The sequence below is a fragment of the Pyrinomonadaceae bacterium genome (assembly GCA_036277115.1).
In the GTDB taxonomy this organism is placed as follows: Bacteria; Acidobacteriota; Blastocatellia; order Pyrinomonadales; family Pyrinomonadaceae; genus UBA11740.
Genome location: DASUNM010000027.1, coordinates 349,609 through 367,579 on the forward strand (window position 1 = coordinate 349,609; position 17,971 = coordinate 367,579).

A 17,971-nucleotide genomic window follows, 5' to 3' on the forward strand; every position below is an offset into this window, starting at 1 on the left:
ACGCCGGTCATTGACCCGGCAAAATCCGGGCGTCAATCAAGCCCGGGCGCGCCAGCCCATTACCCTTGTCATGCTGTGTTGCTCGTCGCAGTTAGCGGTCGTTCCAACACCAATTCAATATTCATCTGATCCAGCACGTCGCTAATCGGATTCGCCAAGCCGTAGCCGTCGATTCGCTTTGGCTGATCTACACCTGGTTCGACTTTCCGTGCCGGCGATTTGTCGATTTGATCCAATATAGCGTCCGACACACCCGCGAAGATCAAACCGACGGCATGCTGCCCCGAATCAACCAACAATGAACCGCTGTCGCCTTTAGCAACGAACTTTGTAAATCTGGATTTGTCAGGTTCGATCAGAATCTGATCAGAGAAGCATGCCGCGCGGCCGGTGCGATCGTACTGAATCCAGATGTCCAGATAGATTGAAGCGACGCGTCCTTCAGAATAGCCCGTGGTCCGTCCAAACTTCCGCACGGCTTCGTCAATTTCGATATCGTTAGTCGCCACGTAACCCTGGACCGCGCCAATTAACGGAATCACGGGATTGTGCCGCTCCGCGCCCCAAAGCCTGGCGATGGCGACATCAATGTGGTTCGACGCCTTCTGGTCGTCGAACGTCAGCCTGGAAAAGTCCACCAGTATCCCGATCGGTCGACTGCCCGTTGGTTCACCGGGGCTCGGCTGCATGATCAGGTCGCTCTCATCGACTGTCGCTTTCTGCAGGTCGGCAAAGACATGCGAATTGCTCAGGAGGTAAATCTCTTTCCGGCGGCGAAACTTACTCTTGCGTGTACAAAAATAGCCGATGGTCCCACTCTGCCCTGCCAGGTTTGTATTGGCGCCGCTGATTCCGCCTACGATTATTTCCTGACGTCCCCGGATACCGTTTGGATACTGATCCGGCGTCGCAGAGGGACTTGCTCCGGCCTCTGACAAAAAAACCGCCGCCGGCATTTCGATCGGAACAAGCGGAACACCGCGAAAACTATTAGGTAGCGGCGCCGCTCCTGCGCCGGTCCATAACTCTTCATTCGCATCATTGAGAAATACCTGGATGCAGTATCTGTTATCGGGGAGCCTCCCGATTCCTACGGCATGGATCGTCCGGGAAAAGCCAGGCCGCAGGTATTGCGAGCTTAATTCACGTTTGATCCGGGCGACTTGTTTCAGCCCATAGTCGGTGGGTCGTGGCCGCCGCCTCAAGCCTCTTGCGCGCATGTATCTGCTCACCAGAAACCAGGTCAGCCAGGCCACCGCCAATGCGACTACGATCCAGATCATCTCATCGGTGTAGTAGTAGGTGGTGGTTCCGCTGGCATCGGAAACCTTCCACATCTCATGTTTACCCAGCACAAGTAGAAACATGTTTAGGCTCACAGAAGATCAATGGTGGGCCAGTCTGAACCAATTGGGTGACAGAAATCATCCTGATTTATGGCGCCACCTTTTACTCTTTGGTCGCCGCCACCTTCGATGACCGGCGCCAGGTCAAATTGTTTACCGCTCGGGCTGGCGAGGTACCGGTAATAGTCAGGCATGTCGCTGTAAACGGCTTTGGCGCTGTAGTCCATGTTCTTGATGTCGATCCTAAACGGTAAACCCGCAACGCGTTTCAGCGTATGGCTTTCTTCCTGGTCGCCGATGCGAATGGTGAAGTTAACCTCGTCGCCTTCAATCTTGACGCCAATCGTTTCGGCGATATTGCCAAAGGCCTCGCGTTCAGTGACCGCGCCGCTGGGGTCCTTTTCCACCTTATCGAAGAAGAGGTTTTGATCGAGTTTGTGCGTGTAGAACAGGCCATTGCTGATATACAGTTTCGTCAGCGGATAACGTTGTGCGCCTGCCGGGCTGAGATCGGTTTCGCCGTGCAGGGAATTCATGTTTACGATCCAGCGGAAATCATTAAAGTCATCGGACTCAAGCCGGTTGAAATCTCCGTGCTGATAAATTTCATAGCCGGCAATCGCCGGATTGCCTGCCGCCTTGATTTCAATCTGCACGTCGTCTTTCGGAAGGTTCTGGTAGACAGCGATGTCCTCATAAGTGATGACGTCGCTATCCGTCCCTTCCTTAAAAACGGGTTGTTGAATACTGACGGTGAGGGTGTGTTTGTCGTCGCGAATAACGCCGATTTCACCCCTCTGGCGATCCTTGTTGAAGCAGATAATCCCCAGGCCGGTGAATCGCACTAACGCGGTAGCGGAACCTTCTTGTACAGACATCATGTTCTCCTATCTTTGAGTTGAAAAAAGCTTTCAGATTAGAGTGACGTTTGAGCCTCGAAACGTAACCCCGTTAAATAAGAATCAAAAACTACGGACTATCGGCAAAGCCAGGCACGTCCAATTCTCACGCAGGTAAAACTTTTTTCTCTGGACACGGATTTCATAGGTTTACCGTGCAAATAGACTCGCCATACATATCTGGCCCTCACAGAGGCGACGGTACATTGATTCAGGATGGTACGTTCGTACTCCACAGGCTCCTGTAGTTCGACCTCAGCGACCAAAGGAGGCTCTGAATATTGGGCGATGATCTTGGTTCGTTCGCCTTCAATTCTCCGCCGCCATGTACCGCGATATTGACTGAGAATCGTCTCCCTGGCGTGACTCCGATCAGCTTCTGAGCATTCTGAAGTCGGCGTTGGTTTCGGCGTCGGTGTCGGCGTCGGCGTCAGCTTGGGCGTCGGCGTTGGTTTCGGCGTCGGCGTTGGAGTCCACTTGGGCGTCGGAGTTGGCGTCGGCCTGGGCGGCGGTGTCGCGTCGGATTGGAAGAAGTCAGCAGTCGGTTCATTGCGCCGCAAACTGTCATAGGAGCGGCGGGGCGGGTTGAACCTCGACTGGTCTCTCGGAGCAATGGTGTAACTGCCGCCCGCCGGTAAATTGACAAAAGTGTAATAGCCGTTTCTATCCGTCGTCGCCGACTTAACGATTGAGCCTACGAGCGAAATTGTGATGCCGCCCCGAGGCCCCGCCAGCGACATCACTCGCCCGCTGATTATGTAAACGCTTGGCGATGGGGATGGCGACGGAGATGGCGACGGTGTCGGAGTTGGCGATGGCGACGGAGTCGGCGACGGTGTCGGGGTTGGTGATGGCGACGGAGATGGCGACGGGGTCGGAGATGGCGATGGTGTCGGTTTGGGCACCCATTCAACACGAGTCCAGCGGTTGAAGGCCGCCGCGCAAACCGCGATCGTTGCCACCAACAGCGCACTGATCAAAACACGCCGCCATTTCAGTTTGCGCAGCTGTTTTCTCAGCCCATCATCTTTTTCTTTCAGCCTCCGGGCAGCCTCGCTCCAGTGATTGCTGTTCGGATCAATATCAACGAGTGGCATTCCGTCGGCCAGGCAGAAACCCGACGAATCGTCCGCGTAATAGGCTCCACATTTTGGACAGACACGCATGTCAGTACTTCGCATGACCTCCGAATAGTGAAAATGCCGCCCAGTAAAAAGGCGCGGTTGTTTCAGAGCGTCTTAACACTTCGAGTTGCGCCTGCCGCAGACTTTCCGCCGACGTCATTCCGTCATGCTTGCGGCCACGGTGGAAAGCGATCATCAAGTCTCGCGTGGCTGCGGACTCGACCTTCCACTGGCTCGCCACAACTACGGGCGCTCCCAAGGCGAGAAAAGTGCGCGCGATTCCAATCGCACCTTCACTTCGGTTGTGGCGTTCGTAGGCAGTCTCACACGCCGACAAAACCACCAGTTTGCCGCGTGGCAACTTCAGCGCGCCCAATTCACTCGATCGCAACTCAACATCGGCGAGCAGCAGCTTGGAGTTTGCCGGCGCCTGTGCATTCGCGACGAAGTGCCCGGCAAAGTGCGCTACTTCGACGTCAAGAATATTTGCGAGGAACTTCTGTTTCGTTCCTTCACGGCCCAGAAGTTGAATCGATCGCGGGTAGCTTCCGGAAATCGTCCTGGCTTCATCTTCTGCCGCGGGCAAATCCGGCAGGCCGGGATTCTCTTCGCGATCAAAGGTTGGGTTGCCAACGCTGAGCAAGCGTTCGTTCCTCACCGAAGATTTCCGGCGCGCGTTCTCAGAAGCGAGGACAAGAATCGATGCGCTCGGCGCATAGAACAAAACGTGTTCTTCCAACAGGTATTTGCCTTCGCGGGAAACCAGCGCCGCGAATGAAAGCTGGTGCAGGAATTTGTCTGCCACAAGGCAAATCTGTTTTTGCCGATCAAGGCCGGGCGGAATCAGAAGTTCGTAGAGTTCGCGACCGGCACGTTCGATTTCCGTCTTCGGCGCCCGGCCCAGGATCAGCGCCTGGTACTCAACGACCTTCTGCTCGAGATCGGCCGTGGAGATCTGCCGCTCCTGAAAATCAAATTGCGTTCTTGAGACGGTCCAGATTGCCAGGCGCGCCGGCAGCACTGCGTATTTCACCAGCTGCACTTCTTCGGGAATGCGCTTTTGTATTTCGCCGAGGTCGAGCGGCTGGGCAACGGCGGCGAAACTGTTTTCGACTTCAGCGATCGTTTTTGGCGAGGTAACGAAATGCAAAAGTGAGCGGGCTTTTGACGCTTCGGCGAATGCAAACGCGCGCCGGTGGTCGCCCGCTCGCAACGCGGCTTCGGTCGCCGCGTCAAAGATGTCCTGCTGATCCGCAAAAAACGCCTGGCGCGAGTCGTCTTCGCGAATATTCTGGCGGTACTCCTCGGTCAGCTTTCTTATAATCTCTAGTTCATCGGCGAAGCGCTGCTCGTCACCTGTCTGCTGAAAACATTCGAGCCTTCCCTTGTGAATCCGATAGGCGTTCAGCGATATTTCCCGCGCGCGCCCGTACAGTTGCAGCCCCTGATCGTAATGGCCCAAAGCTTCCGCGCAGTTTCTTCCCTGCCGATTGATGTCGCCCAATAAACGATATATTTCAGCCTGGCTTTCCGCGGATTCAGGGCCGCGCTTCAGCGCGATTTGCAAAGATCGGTTTGCATGTTGCAGTGCACCATTCAGGTCGTTGCTCGCCAGCGATGCTTCGATCACGTGATCGAGGGAATCGTTTAGACGAACGTCATTCCACTGACTGGCTTCGGCAAAACTCAGCATCTCGCGGCTGACGCTGAGGGACGTTGCCGCAAGACCAAGGTTAAGAGTCAACTCTGCGAGCGTCCCGCGATCGCGCCAATACTGGGCGCTGCTGTTGTAATAGGCGCTCTGATCGGCAAAGCGTTTTCCGGAAAACAGCAGCGCCAGATCCAATTCACCGAGCTTCGCATAGTGCTTCGCCAACGCGTCGTCCGCATGCTGGATCTCGAAGGCATTCTGCGTAGCCTCAGCCACGCGCAATGCCGCTCGCAGGTTTCGCGCGGATTCCGAAAGCCGGCCTTGAGTGTAGTCATTCATCGCCAGCCAGTAGTAAGCGGGTGGCAGGAGCGCCTGAAAATTTTTGGCAGTAGAGTCTTTGACGATTGCGCTCAGCCGCGCGCTCGACTCATCAATTCGCCCCGCGTAGCGCAGGAATTGCGCCGCCCAATGCTCGGCAATGGCCGCGGCACATCGGTCGTCGAGCCGGACGAAACGATCTCGGCTCGCTTCATACAAAGCAATCGCGCCCGCCCGGTCCTTTGCAAACAACTGCTCGGCATTTGCGAGATCTGCATACGCCTGAATCAGCCCTTCGAGTTTTTCCTCACCGGCGTGCGCATAGAAGTTCGCGAACTCAAAAAAAAAGCGTCGTTGTGCTGCGCTTGCTCGTAATGGCCGATGAAGGTCAGCGCCTCGAGCGCTTCTTTGGCCGTTCGATCGTCGCGTGACTGCTTTGCAGAGAGGTAACGACGGGAGAGTTGCAGCGGCACGGTGACCCGTCGCAGCAGTCCCTTGGTCTCGTTGTGGATGTTTTGCGCGCGCTGATAGTCCTGCTGCCGAAATGCCGAAAGAAAATCCAACAGAACCTGATCATCCTTTTTAAAGTGCGCCTGTTGATTCGGCAAGGCGGCGAGGCGTTTGCGCGCTTCATCGGCCCACGCCGACGAAGAGTCCTTTTGTAAGTAAAGCGTCCACGATTCCTTCGCCTGGTGCGGGAGCCCCATCTCTTCTAACACCAGCGACCTGTTGAAGAGCGCCTCGAGCAGATTTGGATCGAGTTGTGTGGCGCGGGTGAACTCTTCCAGGCTCCGGGCCAGCTCTTCGAGTTTCTTTTCCCGCGCGCCGGATTTCGCCAGCTCGAAATGCGCTGAACCCAAATCGTTGTGAATGCGCGCGTCGTTTGGATTGAATTTCAGCGCCGTTTCGAATTGCCGGATCGCCTCGGGGTGATTCTGCTGGGTGAGATAAAAGATTCCGAGCGCGTGATGCGTCTGTGCGTTTGGCGATTTTTCGGTGGCTGCGATTAGATTGTTCTGGATGCGACGCAGCCGCTGCGATTCGTGCGAATCCGGCGCGCCACGCAACTCTGTCAAAGGCGCATAACCAAATCCGGAAATGCGTGACTGCGTCGGCCGCGACTGCTGGTAAAGCGATCGGAGCTCAGCCAGATCATCGGGCGTGCCGGGCCTGGTCAAGTAGATCCCGAGGACGACTGCGGCAATCAGGAGGACGGCAAACGCGCCGGCGTAAGCAGGCTGCCGGAAGAATTGAGTGACGGAATTGAGGAAAGAAGCAGGACGTGGCGCGAGTTGCGCATCTTGAATCCGCGCCCGGTTTCTTAACTGTTTCGTGAGTTCGATTTTGAAACGGCGTTCCGGATCGTATACCAGCGTGCTCTCAAAGCTCGCCGCGTCTTCGGCACTCAAGCGGCCAAGCACATAGTCGTTAATGATTTGGTCTTCCGCGAGTTCCATTTGCACACAGAAATCCTCGTCATCGAACAGTCGCGCTTCGATCTCCTCGAGCGTCTTTTCATCCGCAATTCGACCCAAAAGATAATCCTGGATGATCGCGGGGTTGTTAACAGATTGGGCCATGAACCCTCCGCCCTATTTAGCGTGCCGAATTCGGACGAAACGTAACGCCGTATTCTCCGCCGGTACGCACGCCTCCTGCGCGCTTGCGGGCCTGCGTGCCGAATTCATGAATTCATGCATTGCTGGACACAGACTTTCAGTTCCTGTTTTATGCGCATGACTCGCATGCGCAGCGCAGTCTGCGTCGTTTTCAGTTGCTCTGAAAGGCGCCGGCGCAGCTCGATTTTTTGACGCCGGGCTTCGGAAAAATATTCCAGCAACAACTCCCGGCTTTCAGGCGCCAGCTTGCCGAGGCACTGATCCAGGCATTCGTTTGAGAAACTTGTCTCCTCAGGCTCTGGGGCTGCGACGGTGACTTCATCGATGTCGAGATGCGGCCGATCTTTGCGCAGAGACTCGCGATAAACGTTCCGGGCGACGCCGTAGCAGTACGCCATCTTATTTTCGATCGGCTCGTCCTCGATTTTGATAATGACGCGATTGATCGTTTCATCCGCCAGCTCGTCGGCAAAGCAGCACCGGCGCTGCGAAAAGAAAGTGCACAGGCGAAAGCGCAGGCGCTCATACGCGTCGCCGGCCCGATCCTGGTCTGGACTTAGCCACGCGAGAAACCCTTCGAATCGTTCGCGCGTTACTTCCTTTTTCACTTTGAGTTCCGCCAGTTGAGCTGGGGTGGTTCAGAGTAGTCAGGGAATTCGGCGACAGCATAGCTCAATTATCAAAGCTTAGACAGTTAAAAGGCCTTGCTGAAGAAATGGCAGAAGCCCGAGCCGGTGAAAGGCTCGGGCTCCCCCAAGTGAGGTGAAAGCGGTTCAGTTATATGCGGCGCGCCTCAGTTATGTTTGATAGGGCCACTCCCGCCAGAGATTGCCAGTCCTGACGTATAACCACCACTATTGCTCGTGACGATACTTAGCGCCCCATTCACCGGGTTGATTATTACTAACTGGCCCCCGAACGCCGCATAAAGTCCGCCATTGGCTGTAAAACCCATCCCGCCTTGCGTCGACGTGTTCGGCATCTGCTGGCCCCCCGCCACGGTCAATGGTATCGCTTGCGGGTTGTTGCTCGGGTTAGTCTTGTCTAGCTTCCAGAGCTTTCGGCTATTAGTGTCTAATGCGAAGAGTTCCCCGGCTGGGTTGAACGCCAGGGCCGAGAAGGAACCACCGCTGGGCATAGATCCTACGATGGCGACGACCCCCGAGGCAGGATTTATCGTGACTAACTTCCATCCGCTGCCGTCCTTGCAGGAGGCATACAAAGAGCCGCCCTTGTCATAGGCGAGATCGCCTTCGCCCAAGCAGTACCACCTGTTGCCGGCCATGTAGAGCGGCGTTCCATAGAGGAGGTTCTCGAAGCGATTCACTCCGTAATTGGGCCCGATGACAAAGATATACGATTTGTAACCGTTGGTCAGGGAGGCGGAGGTGAGCGCGTACAGCGTGTCGTTCGCGCCGAGCGCGATGCCGTCAAAATTCATAGTCATCCCGCCCAGATACTTCGGTGTATGTGGATTACTGTTCGTTCCATCGACCGCGTTAATGTCCGAAACAGTACCGCCTGCCGTTGAGATTATTCTCGGTGGAGTGCCGGTCGATGCCGCTATGTCAGCCACTTTGATCGCGGTGGCCTTCTCCACCTTTTTCACCTCAGCGCTGATGGCGCCTCTCCTTTGTGCGGCGGCGCCCGACGCATCGAGGATGAGGAGGATGAGTACAACTGTTAGGGTTGGTGTCTGCTTCATAAGAGTTCGTCCTTTCTTGTCACGATGCCGCGTGCCGACATCGTTTTCTGTCATGGAATCTGACTGCATCCATGTGTGAATCTTCTTGGCAGAAACGTAACGCTACTGCGGGACAAACTTTTCGTTCCGGTTGTCTTGAGTTGGCGGCTCAGTCGGGATGATTCAAGTTCGAATGGTGAGCGAAGCGGCGTTTTCCTGAAGTGGAAGCAGAAAGGGTCAAATCTGATTGGTCAACGGCAGAAGCCCGAGCCGGTGAAGAGTTCGGGCTCCTGGTTGAGCGATTGGGATGCTTGTCGTTTTCAGTTCACGACAGCCTTTGAGGAAAACGCACGACCCGTCCAGAACCTCGACACTTACATCGTCATGGTCTGGACAGGGCGCAGGCTCTGTTTAAGCGCCAAAACGAAGAGGTAACGGATTTTTCCCAGAGGGTATGACTTCAAGTTGGACGTAATGGAACGTTTCCAACGCCAGACCTACGGGCAACTTCCCCAACTCCCGGAGCCGGGAATGGCTGGCGAGATGATATTCAAGATGGGATTGCCGCCGTTGGCGGAAGTACCCCACGCATAAAAAGCGTTACCCCACGAGAACCCCCACGAACCGATCTGAGTCCCATCCGCCGGGTACGGCGCTATGGAATTTGCCTGACATGCCAATTTTTTACACTTGCCATCGCTCGTCACGCCGCCGTCCACTTGTGGCGAGCAGCCATTGCATACCCAGCCTGCCGGACACTTCTGCTGAGTAACTGCAGCTACTGGGGCATTACAAATTAGTTTTCCAGCCGTGCCGTCCGCGTTGTTGGTTCCAATGGCGCCTATGTACCCGTAACCACGCACGCATCCTCCCGACCAGTTCGTACTGGCGCACACGGCGGTCGCGTTTTCAATGGAACTCTTACCGGAAACGAGGTCGGAACATTTTTTTGAACACTTGCTCGGCGCATTAACGTCGAAGAGTCCGTACGTTGCAATGACGCCGTAGTTATGAACGATGCCACTATTCCAGCCCCCCTTCGAGGCGACGCAGGTACACTTCTTCGTGGGAGCGGGATTCAATTCGCCTTCAAATCCCGCAAGTCGCACGATCGGTTGCGCGAACATCCGGCTTACACGGCGTGTCCCCGTGGGCCGCTCTTGAAGCGCTTGCTGCGCTACACCAGGACCGACAATCACGGCCACGACGACTAGAGCAAAAACGAAAGTTAGTAGTTTCTTCATGGTCATTCTCCTTTTTGGTGAGTTGTGAGTGAGTTACCCGCTGCGGCGACGGAACCGATGCCGTTCACTTTGGGTAACGTTTATCCTCCATGTGGAACAGGAGCACGGGCGTTCGCTTCGAATTCGCTTACGCCAATAAGTGCTCGTCCTGGCCGAAACGTAACTCGCCGCTAAGAAAGTTTTTCCACAGTTGTGTCTTGAAGTTGGGCGCTGAAAGCCCAGTTGCTCAAATTCGACCGGTGGGGGAAGCCGGCGTAGTGCTGAATGCAGAAGAGTCAAATCTGATTGGTCAACGGGCAGAAGCCCGAGCCGGTGAAGGCTCGGGCTTCTGCTTGGGTGAGGAATGCTCGTAAATGTTCGACCGCTTAAATCGATAGGGTTGTCCGTCTTTAACCAGCGGGCTACCGGTCGAGCGCAAGAACCGGAAGGGAAATGCTTTCAGTTCTTGACACTGATATCGATCAATTCGGCGGAGTCTTTGATCAACCCACTTCGTTTAAAGGTGTAGCAACGAATGACTTCACAGCTGCGACAGTCTTTGGTCGTGAAGGTGTACTTAATGCAGATCGTGACGACGTCGCTACAGTGTCCCTTGGGCGGCGGCGGAATCTGGATTTGCATCGGAAAGGCGATGCCGTTAACCGCGGCACCGGGTGGGTACCACCAAATCGCTTCGTGTCCGTTGGAGATAGGAGTCGTCGCGGTAAAGTTGCCCACGTTCGAGGCGCTGACTATCGACGCATTCACGGGGCCTGAAGTGCCACAGCTTGTCGACGAATAAGAAATCGAGGTGCTGAGAACATTAGCTACCACGCGAACGAAAGCGGCTGACGAATTAACGGACAACTGCGGCGTGAAATTGTAGATGCCGCCTCCGGCGTAAGTAAGACTCTTCAGATCTGTCTTTGCCTGAAAGCCATGGCAGCACTCGCCTTGGGGAAGGTAACAACCGACTACTTCTTTCCGTGCCGTTGAAGAGCAACCGGCCTTGTTGGTCACGGTGACGGAAATGGTGCCGACACCTGAAGAAGACCAGGTCACACTCACGCTCTGACCCGTCGACGAACCATTGATCGTGCCGCCGCTGACAGTCCATGAATAAGCGAGGCCACCGGCGCCGGCAACAGAATAAGTCGCAGTTTGACTACCGCACGAACTGGGCGGCCCGGTGATCACCGGGACAGGTGGCGCAGGATTGACGGTGATCAACTGCGTGGCACAATTTGTAGTGCCGTTTGTGCAGAGCTTAACCGTAAACGTACCCGCCGTGGTGTAAGTGTGAGCGGGATTCTGTTGGTTACTGATCGAGCCATCGCCGAAATCCCAATTCCACGATGAAGCGCCGCCAGGACCAGTGAAAAGATTTGATCTGCCGGCGCACGTCTTTTCCGGCCCGCCGATTATCGGGACCGGGACTGCGCGAATGCAGACGTTGTCGATTACACCGTAAGAGGTGTCCGGCCCATTATTGATGTTAAGTTGGTTCTCGACGTTGATTGTCAGGACTTGTGAAGCAATCGCGGGCGCCACAAAGCTGAACGTGCCAGGCGTCCAAACAGTTGCAGAAGCTAAAGTCATCGGCGAAAGAAATATCGTGTCCGTCGCTCCCCATTGCGTGGGGGCAACTGGCGAGAGCCGAATCCTGATCCTGCCGTCCGGCTGTTTGTTTGAGCCAGGCACTACCCTGAACGAGATTGTGCCGTTGTAGGTCTGCCCCGGCACGAGGGTAATGGTTTGTTTCAGGCCTTCGCCGATAGCGGGGTTCATGTTTCCCCACATGCCTACCTGGCCCGGAAGACCCCAGTCGGGCGTCCCATAGGCTGTGCTCCAGGGGCCGACGCTGCCCGTGAAGGTACCGTTGCTGACTACATTTCCGGGGCAGTCAATCGTCTGTGCGCGCACGGTTCTATGCGACGCAACAAACAGAGAGATTAAGCAGCACGCGATCAGCGACGCGGTTGCGAGCAATAGTGTCGATCTTTTGACTTGGCGATACATCATTTGTCTCCTTGGGAACAGATTCGCATGCAGTTTTGATTTGCGTGCGTTCATCTGTGGGTGACTTTTCTTCGGAGAACGTAACGCCGCCCGACGGAAAGAGGACGGAAGCTTGGCGAGCTGCTTTAGGAGAGGTGTGGTGACAGAGATTTCGCAAGACCCGATCGCGGAACGTCAGCCCCAGAAGCAAACTGTAGGTGCCGGTGTTCGACAACGATCGGCCAGAGGATGCGGCAAAGAAGACAGGTCAGCGTGGCTCGCGGTTTCGATTTGCCGCCGACGCGACCCGGCCGTCGCAAGTTTGTCGAAGAGTTCTGCTGCATCATTGTCTGGTTCCTCCATCGATTTTCGATTTGTATTTCAACTCAATGTGATTAAAGCGCCGGAAACATAACGCTTGCGAACGAACCCGTCCGCGTGTGCGTAAAGCATTTAGGCGGGCACACAGGAGTTAGGTTAATCTCACCTTTTTAATGGTCGAGGAAGAAACACTTAAATCTCGCGCAGAGTCCCGAGGCCTCGACGGCCACGATGCTCTGCGAAGCGTGAAGCCGGCGCACTCCAAAAATCGTCTTTCCCGTTACGGCCCAGTCCTGCTGTGGGCCGCCCTCATCTTCGTTTTCTCCTCCGGTCTGTTTTCCGGTTCGCGCACCTCGTCAGTTCTTCGACCACTCGTGCTTTGGGTTTATCCGAGCGCCACTGACACCGCGCTGGCATTTGTCCATGGCTTGGTCCGAAAAACCAGTCACTTCGTGGAGTATGCGATCCTCGCGCTGCTTCTGGCGCGGGCCTTTCGCACGTCACTCCGCGAGTTTTTGCGAAACCACTGGTTCGCGGTAACACTAACTTGTGTCGCCCTCTACGCCCTGAGCGACGAGTTTCACCAGAGTTTCGTCTCGACGCGTACGCCTTCGATTTACGATTGCCTGATTGATACGGCGGGTGGTCTGGCGGCGCTCACGATAGTCGCTTGGCGCACACGAAGGCATCAATATTTAAAGGGGGAGCTTCATTAGTTCTCAACTGCTCCGTAAGAGCAGGATGTCTATAGTTCCTGCGCGGCATTCCGACCCAGCTCTTGGCGGAGCGAAGAAATCGCCGCCCATCAAAGGCTGGTTTACCGCAGTGTGCTGCGCCAAAGGCGCTTTTTGCGGCTCAAATTTGAACCCGCCGCGCGCTTTCGCCGTATAATGCTAGCCAAGACATTTCAAGGAGAACACTGATGGGAATTCTTGACCGACTTAGTCCGAGTGCACAGTTCATCGAAGTCATCGAATGGCTTGATGATTCGGGCAACACGATGCTTTACCGGTTTCCGGTGCGCGACCAGGAAATCAAAAACGGCGCGCAGTTAATCGTCCGCGAATCGCAGACGGCAGTCTTTGTCCACGAAGGACAGGTCGCGGATGTGTTCGGGCCGGGCCGCTACACGGTCGACGGCGGCAACACTCCGATCCTTTCGAAACTCGGCGCCTGGAAGTATGGCTTCAACTCGCCGATGAAATCGGAAGTTTATTTCGTCAGCACCAAGCAGTTCACCGACATGAAGTGGGGCACGTCGAATCCGGTGATGATGCGTGACTCGGATTTCGGGATGGTGCGCCTGCGCGCGTTCGGCATCTATTCGATTCGCGTCGGCGATCCGCGCGAGCTCATCAAACAGGTTGCCGGCACCAACGCTCGCTTCGTCACGGAAGACATCGAAGGCCAGTTGCGGCGTACTCTGGTGAGCGGTTTTTCCGACGCGCTCGGCGAATCCAAAATCGCAGCGCTCGATCTCGCTTCAAACTATGACGAGTTGAGCCGCTTCTCGAAACAGAAACTCCAGGACGAATTTAAATCGCTCGGCTTTGAGCTGACGAAGTTCGTCGTCGAAAATATTTCGCTGCCGCAGGAAGTCGAAGCGGCAATGGACAAGCGCACCTCGATGGGTGTCCTCGGGGACATGGGCAAGTACACGCAATTCGAAGCGGCGCAGGCCATGCGCGACGCGGCGCAAAACCCGGGTGGTGGCGCGGGCCTGGGCGCAGGCCTCGGCGCGGGATTCGCAGTCGGTAACGTGATGGCCGGTGCGATGACTGACGCAATGAAACAGCGCGGCGCAACCGTTTCGGAAGGCGCCGGCGCGACGTCAGCAGCCACTCAGAAATGCATTAAGTGCGGCGCTGCAATAGCGGCAGGCGCGAAATTCTGTAATGAATGCGGCGCGTCGCAATCGCCGGCAAAGTGCGCCAAATGCCAGAATGATCTAAAGCCCGACGCTAAGTTCTGCGACGAGTGCGGAACCAAGGTCGAGTAAGCGGCTGCGGTGTGCCTTCCCGGAGCCTCACGCTGGTCAGCGGATTACTACTGTTCGGCGATTGCCTCTGGCGGGTCTTCGTCAATGGTAAGCGATTCGAGAGTCTTTAAGACCTCCTGCGCACGCGGCGAAGCTACTTTCTGAAATATTTGAAGCGCTTCACCTAAGAGTTTATGTGCCTCAGGCAGTCTCCCATCAGCAGCGCTGATCTTGGCGAGACTCTGCAGCGTCTCGCCCACGTCACCTAACTCGTTCAGCGCACGTAGAATTTCGAGACTCTCAGAATAATACTGCCATGCCCCCGCGTGATCTTTCCGATCGGCCGCCAGCTCTCCCAAATTGCGCAAGTTATAGGCGACGCCTCTCTGATCTCCCAGCCTTTCGCTGAGCTGCAAGCTCTCGTTATAGTTCTGCTCGGCGCCTGACAGATTGCCCGACGATTCCTCGACGTCGCCCATCAAACGCAGCATCATGGCAACTCCCTTGAGGTTCTCGTTCTTTCTTTCACTCTCCAATCCGCGGGTCAATAGTGATCGGGCCTCTTCGTAGTTGCCCTGGCGAAGCGCGACAGAGCCCAAAAGTCCCAGGGTGCTGCCAATGCCCTTGTCGTTGAGTTTTTCAAACAAAGCGAGGGCCTGTTCGTATTCCTTGCGCGCCTCGTCCAACTTTCCCGCCCTAAAAGCGACGTAACCGAGCCTGGTTTGGTAATAGGCAATTTGGGACTGGTTTTTCGAGTGCTTCAGTGCTTCATTAAGATATTGCTTTTCGGACTCGGCATTACCCTGAAGCCGCGCCAAATCTGCGAGTTCGCCGAAGTTGCGCGCCGACCAACTGGTGGGGGTCTGGGTAGCGGCCAAACTCTTCAGGTAATGCGTTTGCGCAGACTCCAGATTGCCTTCTCGCAAGGCGACCGTCCCCAGAATATGCAGCAGGTAGCCGGTTCCCTCATCGTTGTTAAGCTTTCTGGTAATCTCGAGAGCTTCATTCCCGATCTGAGCGGCCTCAGAGTACTCTCCGCGGCGCGCGCGAAGCTCGATGCTGCGGGCGGCAAACTTCACCACCTCTTCTCCCGCTGCGGCGAAGCCGGCGGCGCGCATACTCTGGTCGCTGCAAAAGATCGCGTCATCCACATGGCCCGCCGAAGCCAACCAGCCACCGGCAAGTGCGATGCTTTCCCCGATCCTGATGACGTGGCCCCAATCTTTCATTTCAAAAGCGAGGGTCAGCGACTTCAGGACATTAGTGCGCTCAGACTCCAAAGCCGCAGTGCCTTCATTTGTGGATGCAGAATGGCTCTGGACATAGTTCTCAAAGTATTCGATGAATCGTCGTCTTATTTGATCGGCTTCCGACGAATCGTCCAGCAGAGTGCGCGTCATCACGCGAATTATCTCGTGTAGGCTGAGCCGCTTCATGTCACCAGACTCTTCGACGAGCCGAAGAGACTTAAGTCTGGTGACCGCGCGGCTATATCTACCGGTAGATCTGCCAATACCAGCAACGTGCTTAAGCGCATCCAGAGACGCGCTCGGCACAAAGAGCGACAGCGCCAGCAGGGTGATGCGAGCGTCTTTATTCATCGCGCGCGAACCGATGGAGAGTTTGAACGCACTTTCTCTTACCTGCTCGGGACCACCCGCGAAATCGTTGAGCGCGCGAATCGGATCGGTTTGGGAATTCAGATATCCCAGCAAGAGTTGCAGCGTCAGCGGAAATCCGTCCGTAAGGCTGTAGATGCGATCGCGTTCACTTGAAAGAAACTCCGTATTCTCTGTTCTCACCCGCGTCCAACGGTCGAGAAACTCCTGGGTCTCAACGGGCGAGAGCCCCGTTAGCAAAACGTTGCGCGCCGAGCTTATACGTTGCCGGCTGGTGACGAGCAACGGGCAGGGCGGCGACGATATCAAGGCATTTTCGATTTCAGTGAATTCGCGATCGGGAAGCCGTTCGAGCCCATCCAACACAATCAGCGCAGTGGACGCGCTAACCAGTGAACGCAATTGACTAACCTTGTCGCCGAACGATACCGGCGTTGTATTCTCCTGATTCAGCCTTCTCAAAATATCGCTGACTAGAGTTGACGCCGTCGGCAACGCGCTTTCGTACGTGCCCACCAGGATCACCTTGCGCGAGGAACCGCTTTCGAAAGTGCGGGCGACTTCCGCTGCTAAAGTCGTCTTGCCGGCCCCCCCGGGCCCCCACAGGGCGATCGCACGCAGGTCTCTTCCGACTAGTTCTTGTCGGAGCCAATCGGCGAGGTTATGCCCTTCACGATCACTTCGCGGAACAAACCCAATATCCGGAACGGTGAATGATTGGGTCGAGATGGCATTTTCGAAAACTGGAAGCGACTCGGACGCGGATGGCGTCTCTCTGATCACATCGAGCAGTTTCTCAGCACTTGCAGAGAACTCCGAGCGATTGCGAAAGTCGACGAAGCGGAGCGGCTTAAGCATTGTGGGAATCTCTGCGTCCTGCAAATAAACCGGTATAAGTTTTTGCGTCTCTCCAACCGCCAGCCAGGACTTGAGAATCAAAGCGTCGTCGCTTTCGACGAGGGCCGGCGAAACTATCAGAACTACTCGGCGACTGCGGCCCAGGGCACTCTGGTTCTTCGGAGGTAAGACTTCGCCTTTTTTAGCCGGCGGCGCAGTGCGAAACAGTCGCATCTTACGACCCCCAACTCGTTCCTTTGCGAGCCGACGCTCGAGCATCTCCGCGAAATCGCTATCTTCGGGACTCGCGGCGATAAAGACATCGTAGTTAAACAAAGTCTCGTTACTAAATTCAGCAACGATCGCGTCGCTCTGAACCTCTTTAGGCGGCGCTAAACCGGTAACGGCGTGCTCGGTTAAATAGCCCGTGAGACGCTCGAACGCCGCCAGCAGGCTGACTTGTTGACCTGGTCGATCGCGGAAAGTTGCCAGCACCTCCTCATAAGCATAAAACGGGACGTAGGGCACCTCTACCAATCCCCAATACTGCTCGCGTTTCTCTTCGGGAATATGCGTTAAGATCGGATCAAACATGTCGCGAGCGTACTGCAGTCTCAGCGATCGCTTTTCAAGTTCCGCGTTATCTGTGCGCGTGGGCACAGGAAAAATTCGCAACTCGGGCTGGCGGCGGGTTGCACCAATCGCGCGTGCTACGGTCGAAGCACCTTCGATGCTTTGGCTGTTGAGCGTAAAGCACACGACGAGTATGTCAGGCATCTGCACGGTGCAAATACCCGCGGTATCACTGACGCCCGTACGACTGTCAATCAGGATATAGTCGTATTCGGAGCGCATCTTCTGTTTCATCGCCTCCAGGAACTGAGCGCCCCCCAATAAGTCGTAAAAACTCTGCCAGTTGAAGGAATTCACGCGCTCTGAATAAGAAGCACCCTGGCGGCCGGCGGGCACAAAATCTAGTGTTCCTTTCTTTGACTTCCACTCGAAGTCCCAGCGCAACGACGTTGCGTAAGGCAGAATGTTAGCGTGGGGTTTCATCCACTCCTTGTCGACCTCACCGGAGGCAGTCCCGTGAGCGCGTGCGGCAGCGTTGAGCGCGTAGTCAATCACAAAATCGATCACGCCGTTCGATGAGGTAAAGTCCTTATCTACAAGGAACGGAAGGAAGTAACGGTGCAGGCCGGGAGCTTCCAGATCCCAATCCAACACCAGCACACGATTCCCCTTACTCGCGAGAATCCAGGCAACATTCGCGAGCAACATCGACCGGCCCGTTCCTCCTTTGTAGGAATAGAACGTAATTATCTTGCCTAAGGCAGAAGTCAGTGCCATGTGA

Annotated in this window: 12 protein-coding genes; 2 read left to right on the forward strand and 10 right to left on the reverse strand. The window is 55.6% G+C overall.

What is annotated here, in order from left to right:
* Nucleotides 1-68: 68 nt before the first annotated feature.
* The 9 genes from VFX97_17930 to VFX97_17970 all read right to left on the reverse strand — a co-directional run bounded on the left by VFX97_17930 (nt 69) and on the right by VFX97_17970 (nt 11,937).
* Entirely contained in the window at nt 69-1,367 is a 1,299-nt protein-coding gene (locus tag VFX97_17930) for a hypothetical protein (protein ID HEX5705083.1), read from the reverse strand.
* Between the two features lie 8 nt (nt 1,368-1,375).
* Nucleotides 1,376-2,224 (reverse strand): hypothetical protein, encoded by an 849-nt coding sequence (locus VFX97_17935; protein HEX5705084.1) that lies wholly within the window; start codon nt 2,222-2,224, stop codon nt 1,376-1,378.
* A gap of 702 nt (nt 2,225-2,926) precedes the next feature.
* Nucleotides 2,927-3,154 (reverse strand): hypothetical protein, encoded by a 228-nt coding sequence (locus VFX97_17940; protein ID HEX5705085.1) that lies wholly within the window; start codon nt 3,152-3,154, stop codon nt 2,927-2,929.
* 258 nt (nt 3,155-3,412) lie between these two features.
* Complete coding sequence (locus VFX97_17945) at nt 3,413-5,590, reverse strand: CHAT domain-containing protein (protein HEX5705086.1); 2,178 nt, start codon at nt 5,588-5,590, stop codon at nt 3,413-3,415.
* A 35-nt stretch (nt 5,591-5,625) separates the two neighbouring features.
* Complete coding sequence (locus VFX97_17950; protein ID HEX5705087.1) at nt 5,626-6,918, reverse strand: tetratricopeptide repeat protein; 1,293 nt, start codon at nt 6,916-6,918, stop codon at nt 5,626-5,628.
* Nucleotides 6,919-7,022: 104 nt separating this feature from the next.
* Nucleotides 7,023-7,565, reverse strand: coding sequence for a hypothetical protein (locus tag VFX97_17955; protein HEX5705088.1), 543 nt, complete (start codon nt 7,563-7,565; stop codon nt 7,023-7,025).
* A gap of 185 nt (nt 7,566-7,750) precedes the next feature.
* Nucleotides 7,751-8,662, reverse strand: coding sequence for a hypothetical protein (locus tag VFX97_17960; protein ID HEX5705089.1), 912 nt, complete (start codon nt 8,660-8,662; stop codon nt 7,751-7,753).
* A gap of 476 nt (nt 8,663-9,138) precedes the next feature.
* Nucleotides 9,139-9,885 (reverse strand): hypothetical protein, encoded by a 747-nt coding sequence (locus tag VFX97_17965; protein HEX5705090.1) that lies wholly within the window; start codon nt 9,883-9,885, stop codon nt 9,139-9,141.
* Between the two features lie 438 nt (nt 9,886-10,323).
* The gene (locus VFX97_17970; GenBank protein HEX5705091.1) at nt 10,324-11,937 is read right to left on the reverse strand and encodes a PKD domain-containing protein; all 1,614 of its coding nucleotides are present in this window, start codon (nt 11,935-11,937) and stop codon (nt 10,324-10,326) included.
* A 419-nt stretch (nt 11,938-12,356) separates the two neighbouring features.
* On the opposite strand from VFX97_17970, the gene VFX97_17975 reads away from it, so the two are divergent.
* Both VFX97_17975 and VFX97_17980 read left to right on the forward strand, forming a co-directional pair.
* Nucleotides 12,357-12,899, forward strand: a complete 543-nt coding sequence (locus VFX97_17975) for a VanZ family protein (protein ID HEX5705092.1) — start codon at nt 12,357-12,359, stop codon at nt 12,897-12,899.
* Between the two features lie 206 nt (nt 12,900-13,105).
* Nucleotides 13,106-14,182 carry an SPFH domain-containing protein gene (locus VFX97_17980; protein HEX5705093.1) on the forward strand — a complete coding sequence of 359 codons (1,077 nt, stop codon included), beginning with the start codon at nt 13,106-13,108 and terminating at the stop codon, nt 14,180-14,182.
* A gap of 47 nt (nt 14,183-14,229) precedes the next feature.
* Here VFX97_17980 and VFX97_17985 read toward each other — a convergent pair whose 3' ends face one another.
* Nucleotides 14,230-17,967: a tetratricopeptide repeat protein gene (locus tag VFX97_17985; GenBank protein HEX5705094.1), complete on the reverse strand. Its 3,738-nt coding sequence runs from the start codon at nt 17,965-17,967 to the stop codon at nt 14,230-14,232.
* Nucleotides 17,968-17,971: the final 4 nt, after the last annotated feature.

Bases quoted from the DNA above. Each gene is read 5' to 3' on its own strand.
- VFX97_17930 (HEX5705083.1), bottom strand. From the start codon at position 1,367: ATGTTTCTACTTGTGCTGGGTAAACATGAGATGTGGAAGGTTTCCGAT.
- VFX97_17935 (HEX5705084.1), bottom strand. From the start codon at position 2,224: ATGTCTGTACAAGAAGGTTCCGCTACCGCGTTAGTGCGATTCACCGGC.
- VFX97_17940 (HEX5705085.1), bottom strand. From the start codon at position 3,154: ATGGGTGCCCAAACCGACACCATCGCCATCTCCGACCCCGTCGCCATC.
- VFX97_17950 (HEX5705087.1), bottom strand. From the start codon at position 6,918: ATGGCCCAATCTGTTAACAACCCCGCGATCATCCAGGATTATCTTTTG.
- VFX97_17960 (HEX5705089.1), bottom strand. From the start codon at position 8,662: ATGAAGCAGACACCAACCCTAACAGTTGTACTCATCCTCCTCATCCTC.
- VFX97_17965 (HEX5705090.1), bottom strand. From the start codon at position 9,885: ATGAAGAAACTACTAACTTTCGTTTTTGCTCTAGTCGTCGTGGCCGTG.
- VFX97_17970 (HEX5705091.1), bottom strand. From the start codon at position 11,937: ATGAACGCACGCAAATCAAAACTGCATGCGAATCTGTTCCCAAGGAGA.
- VFX97_17975 (HEX5705092.1), top strand. From the start codon at position 12,357: ATGGTCGAGGAAGAAACACTTAAATCTCGCGCAGAGTCCCGAGGCCTC.
- VFX97_17980 (HEX5705093.1), top strand. From the start codon at position 13,106: ATGGGAATTCTTGACCGACTTAGTCCGAGTGCACAGTTCATCGAAGTC.
- VFX97_17985 (HEX5705094.1), bottom strand. From the start codon at position 17,967: ATGGCACTGACTTCTGCCTTAGGCAAGATAATTACGTTCTATTCCTAC.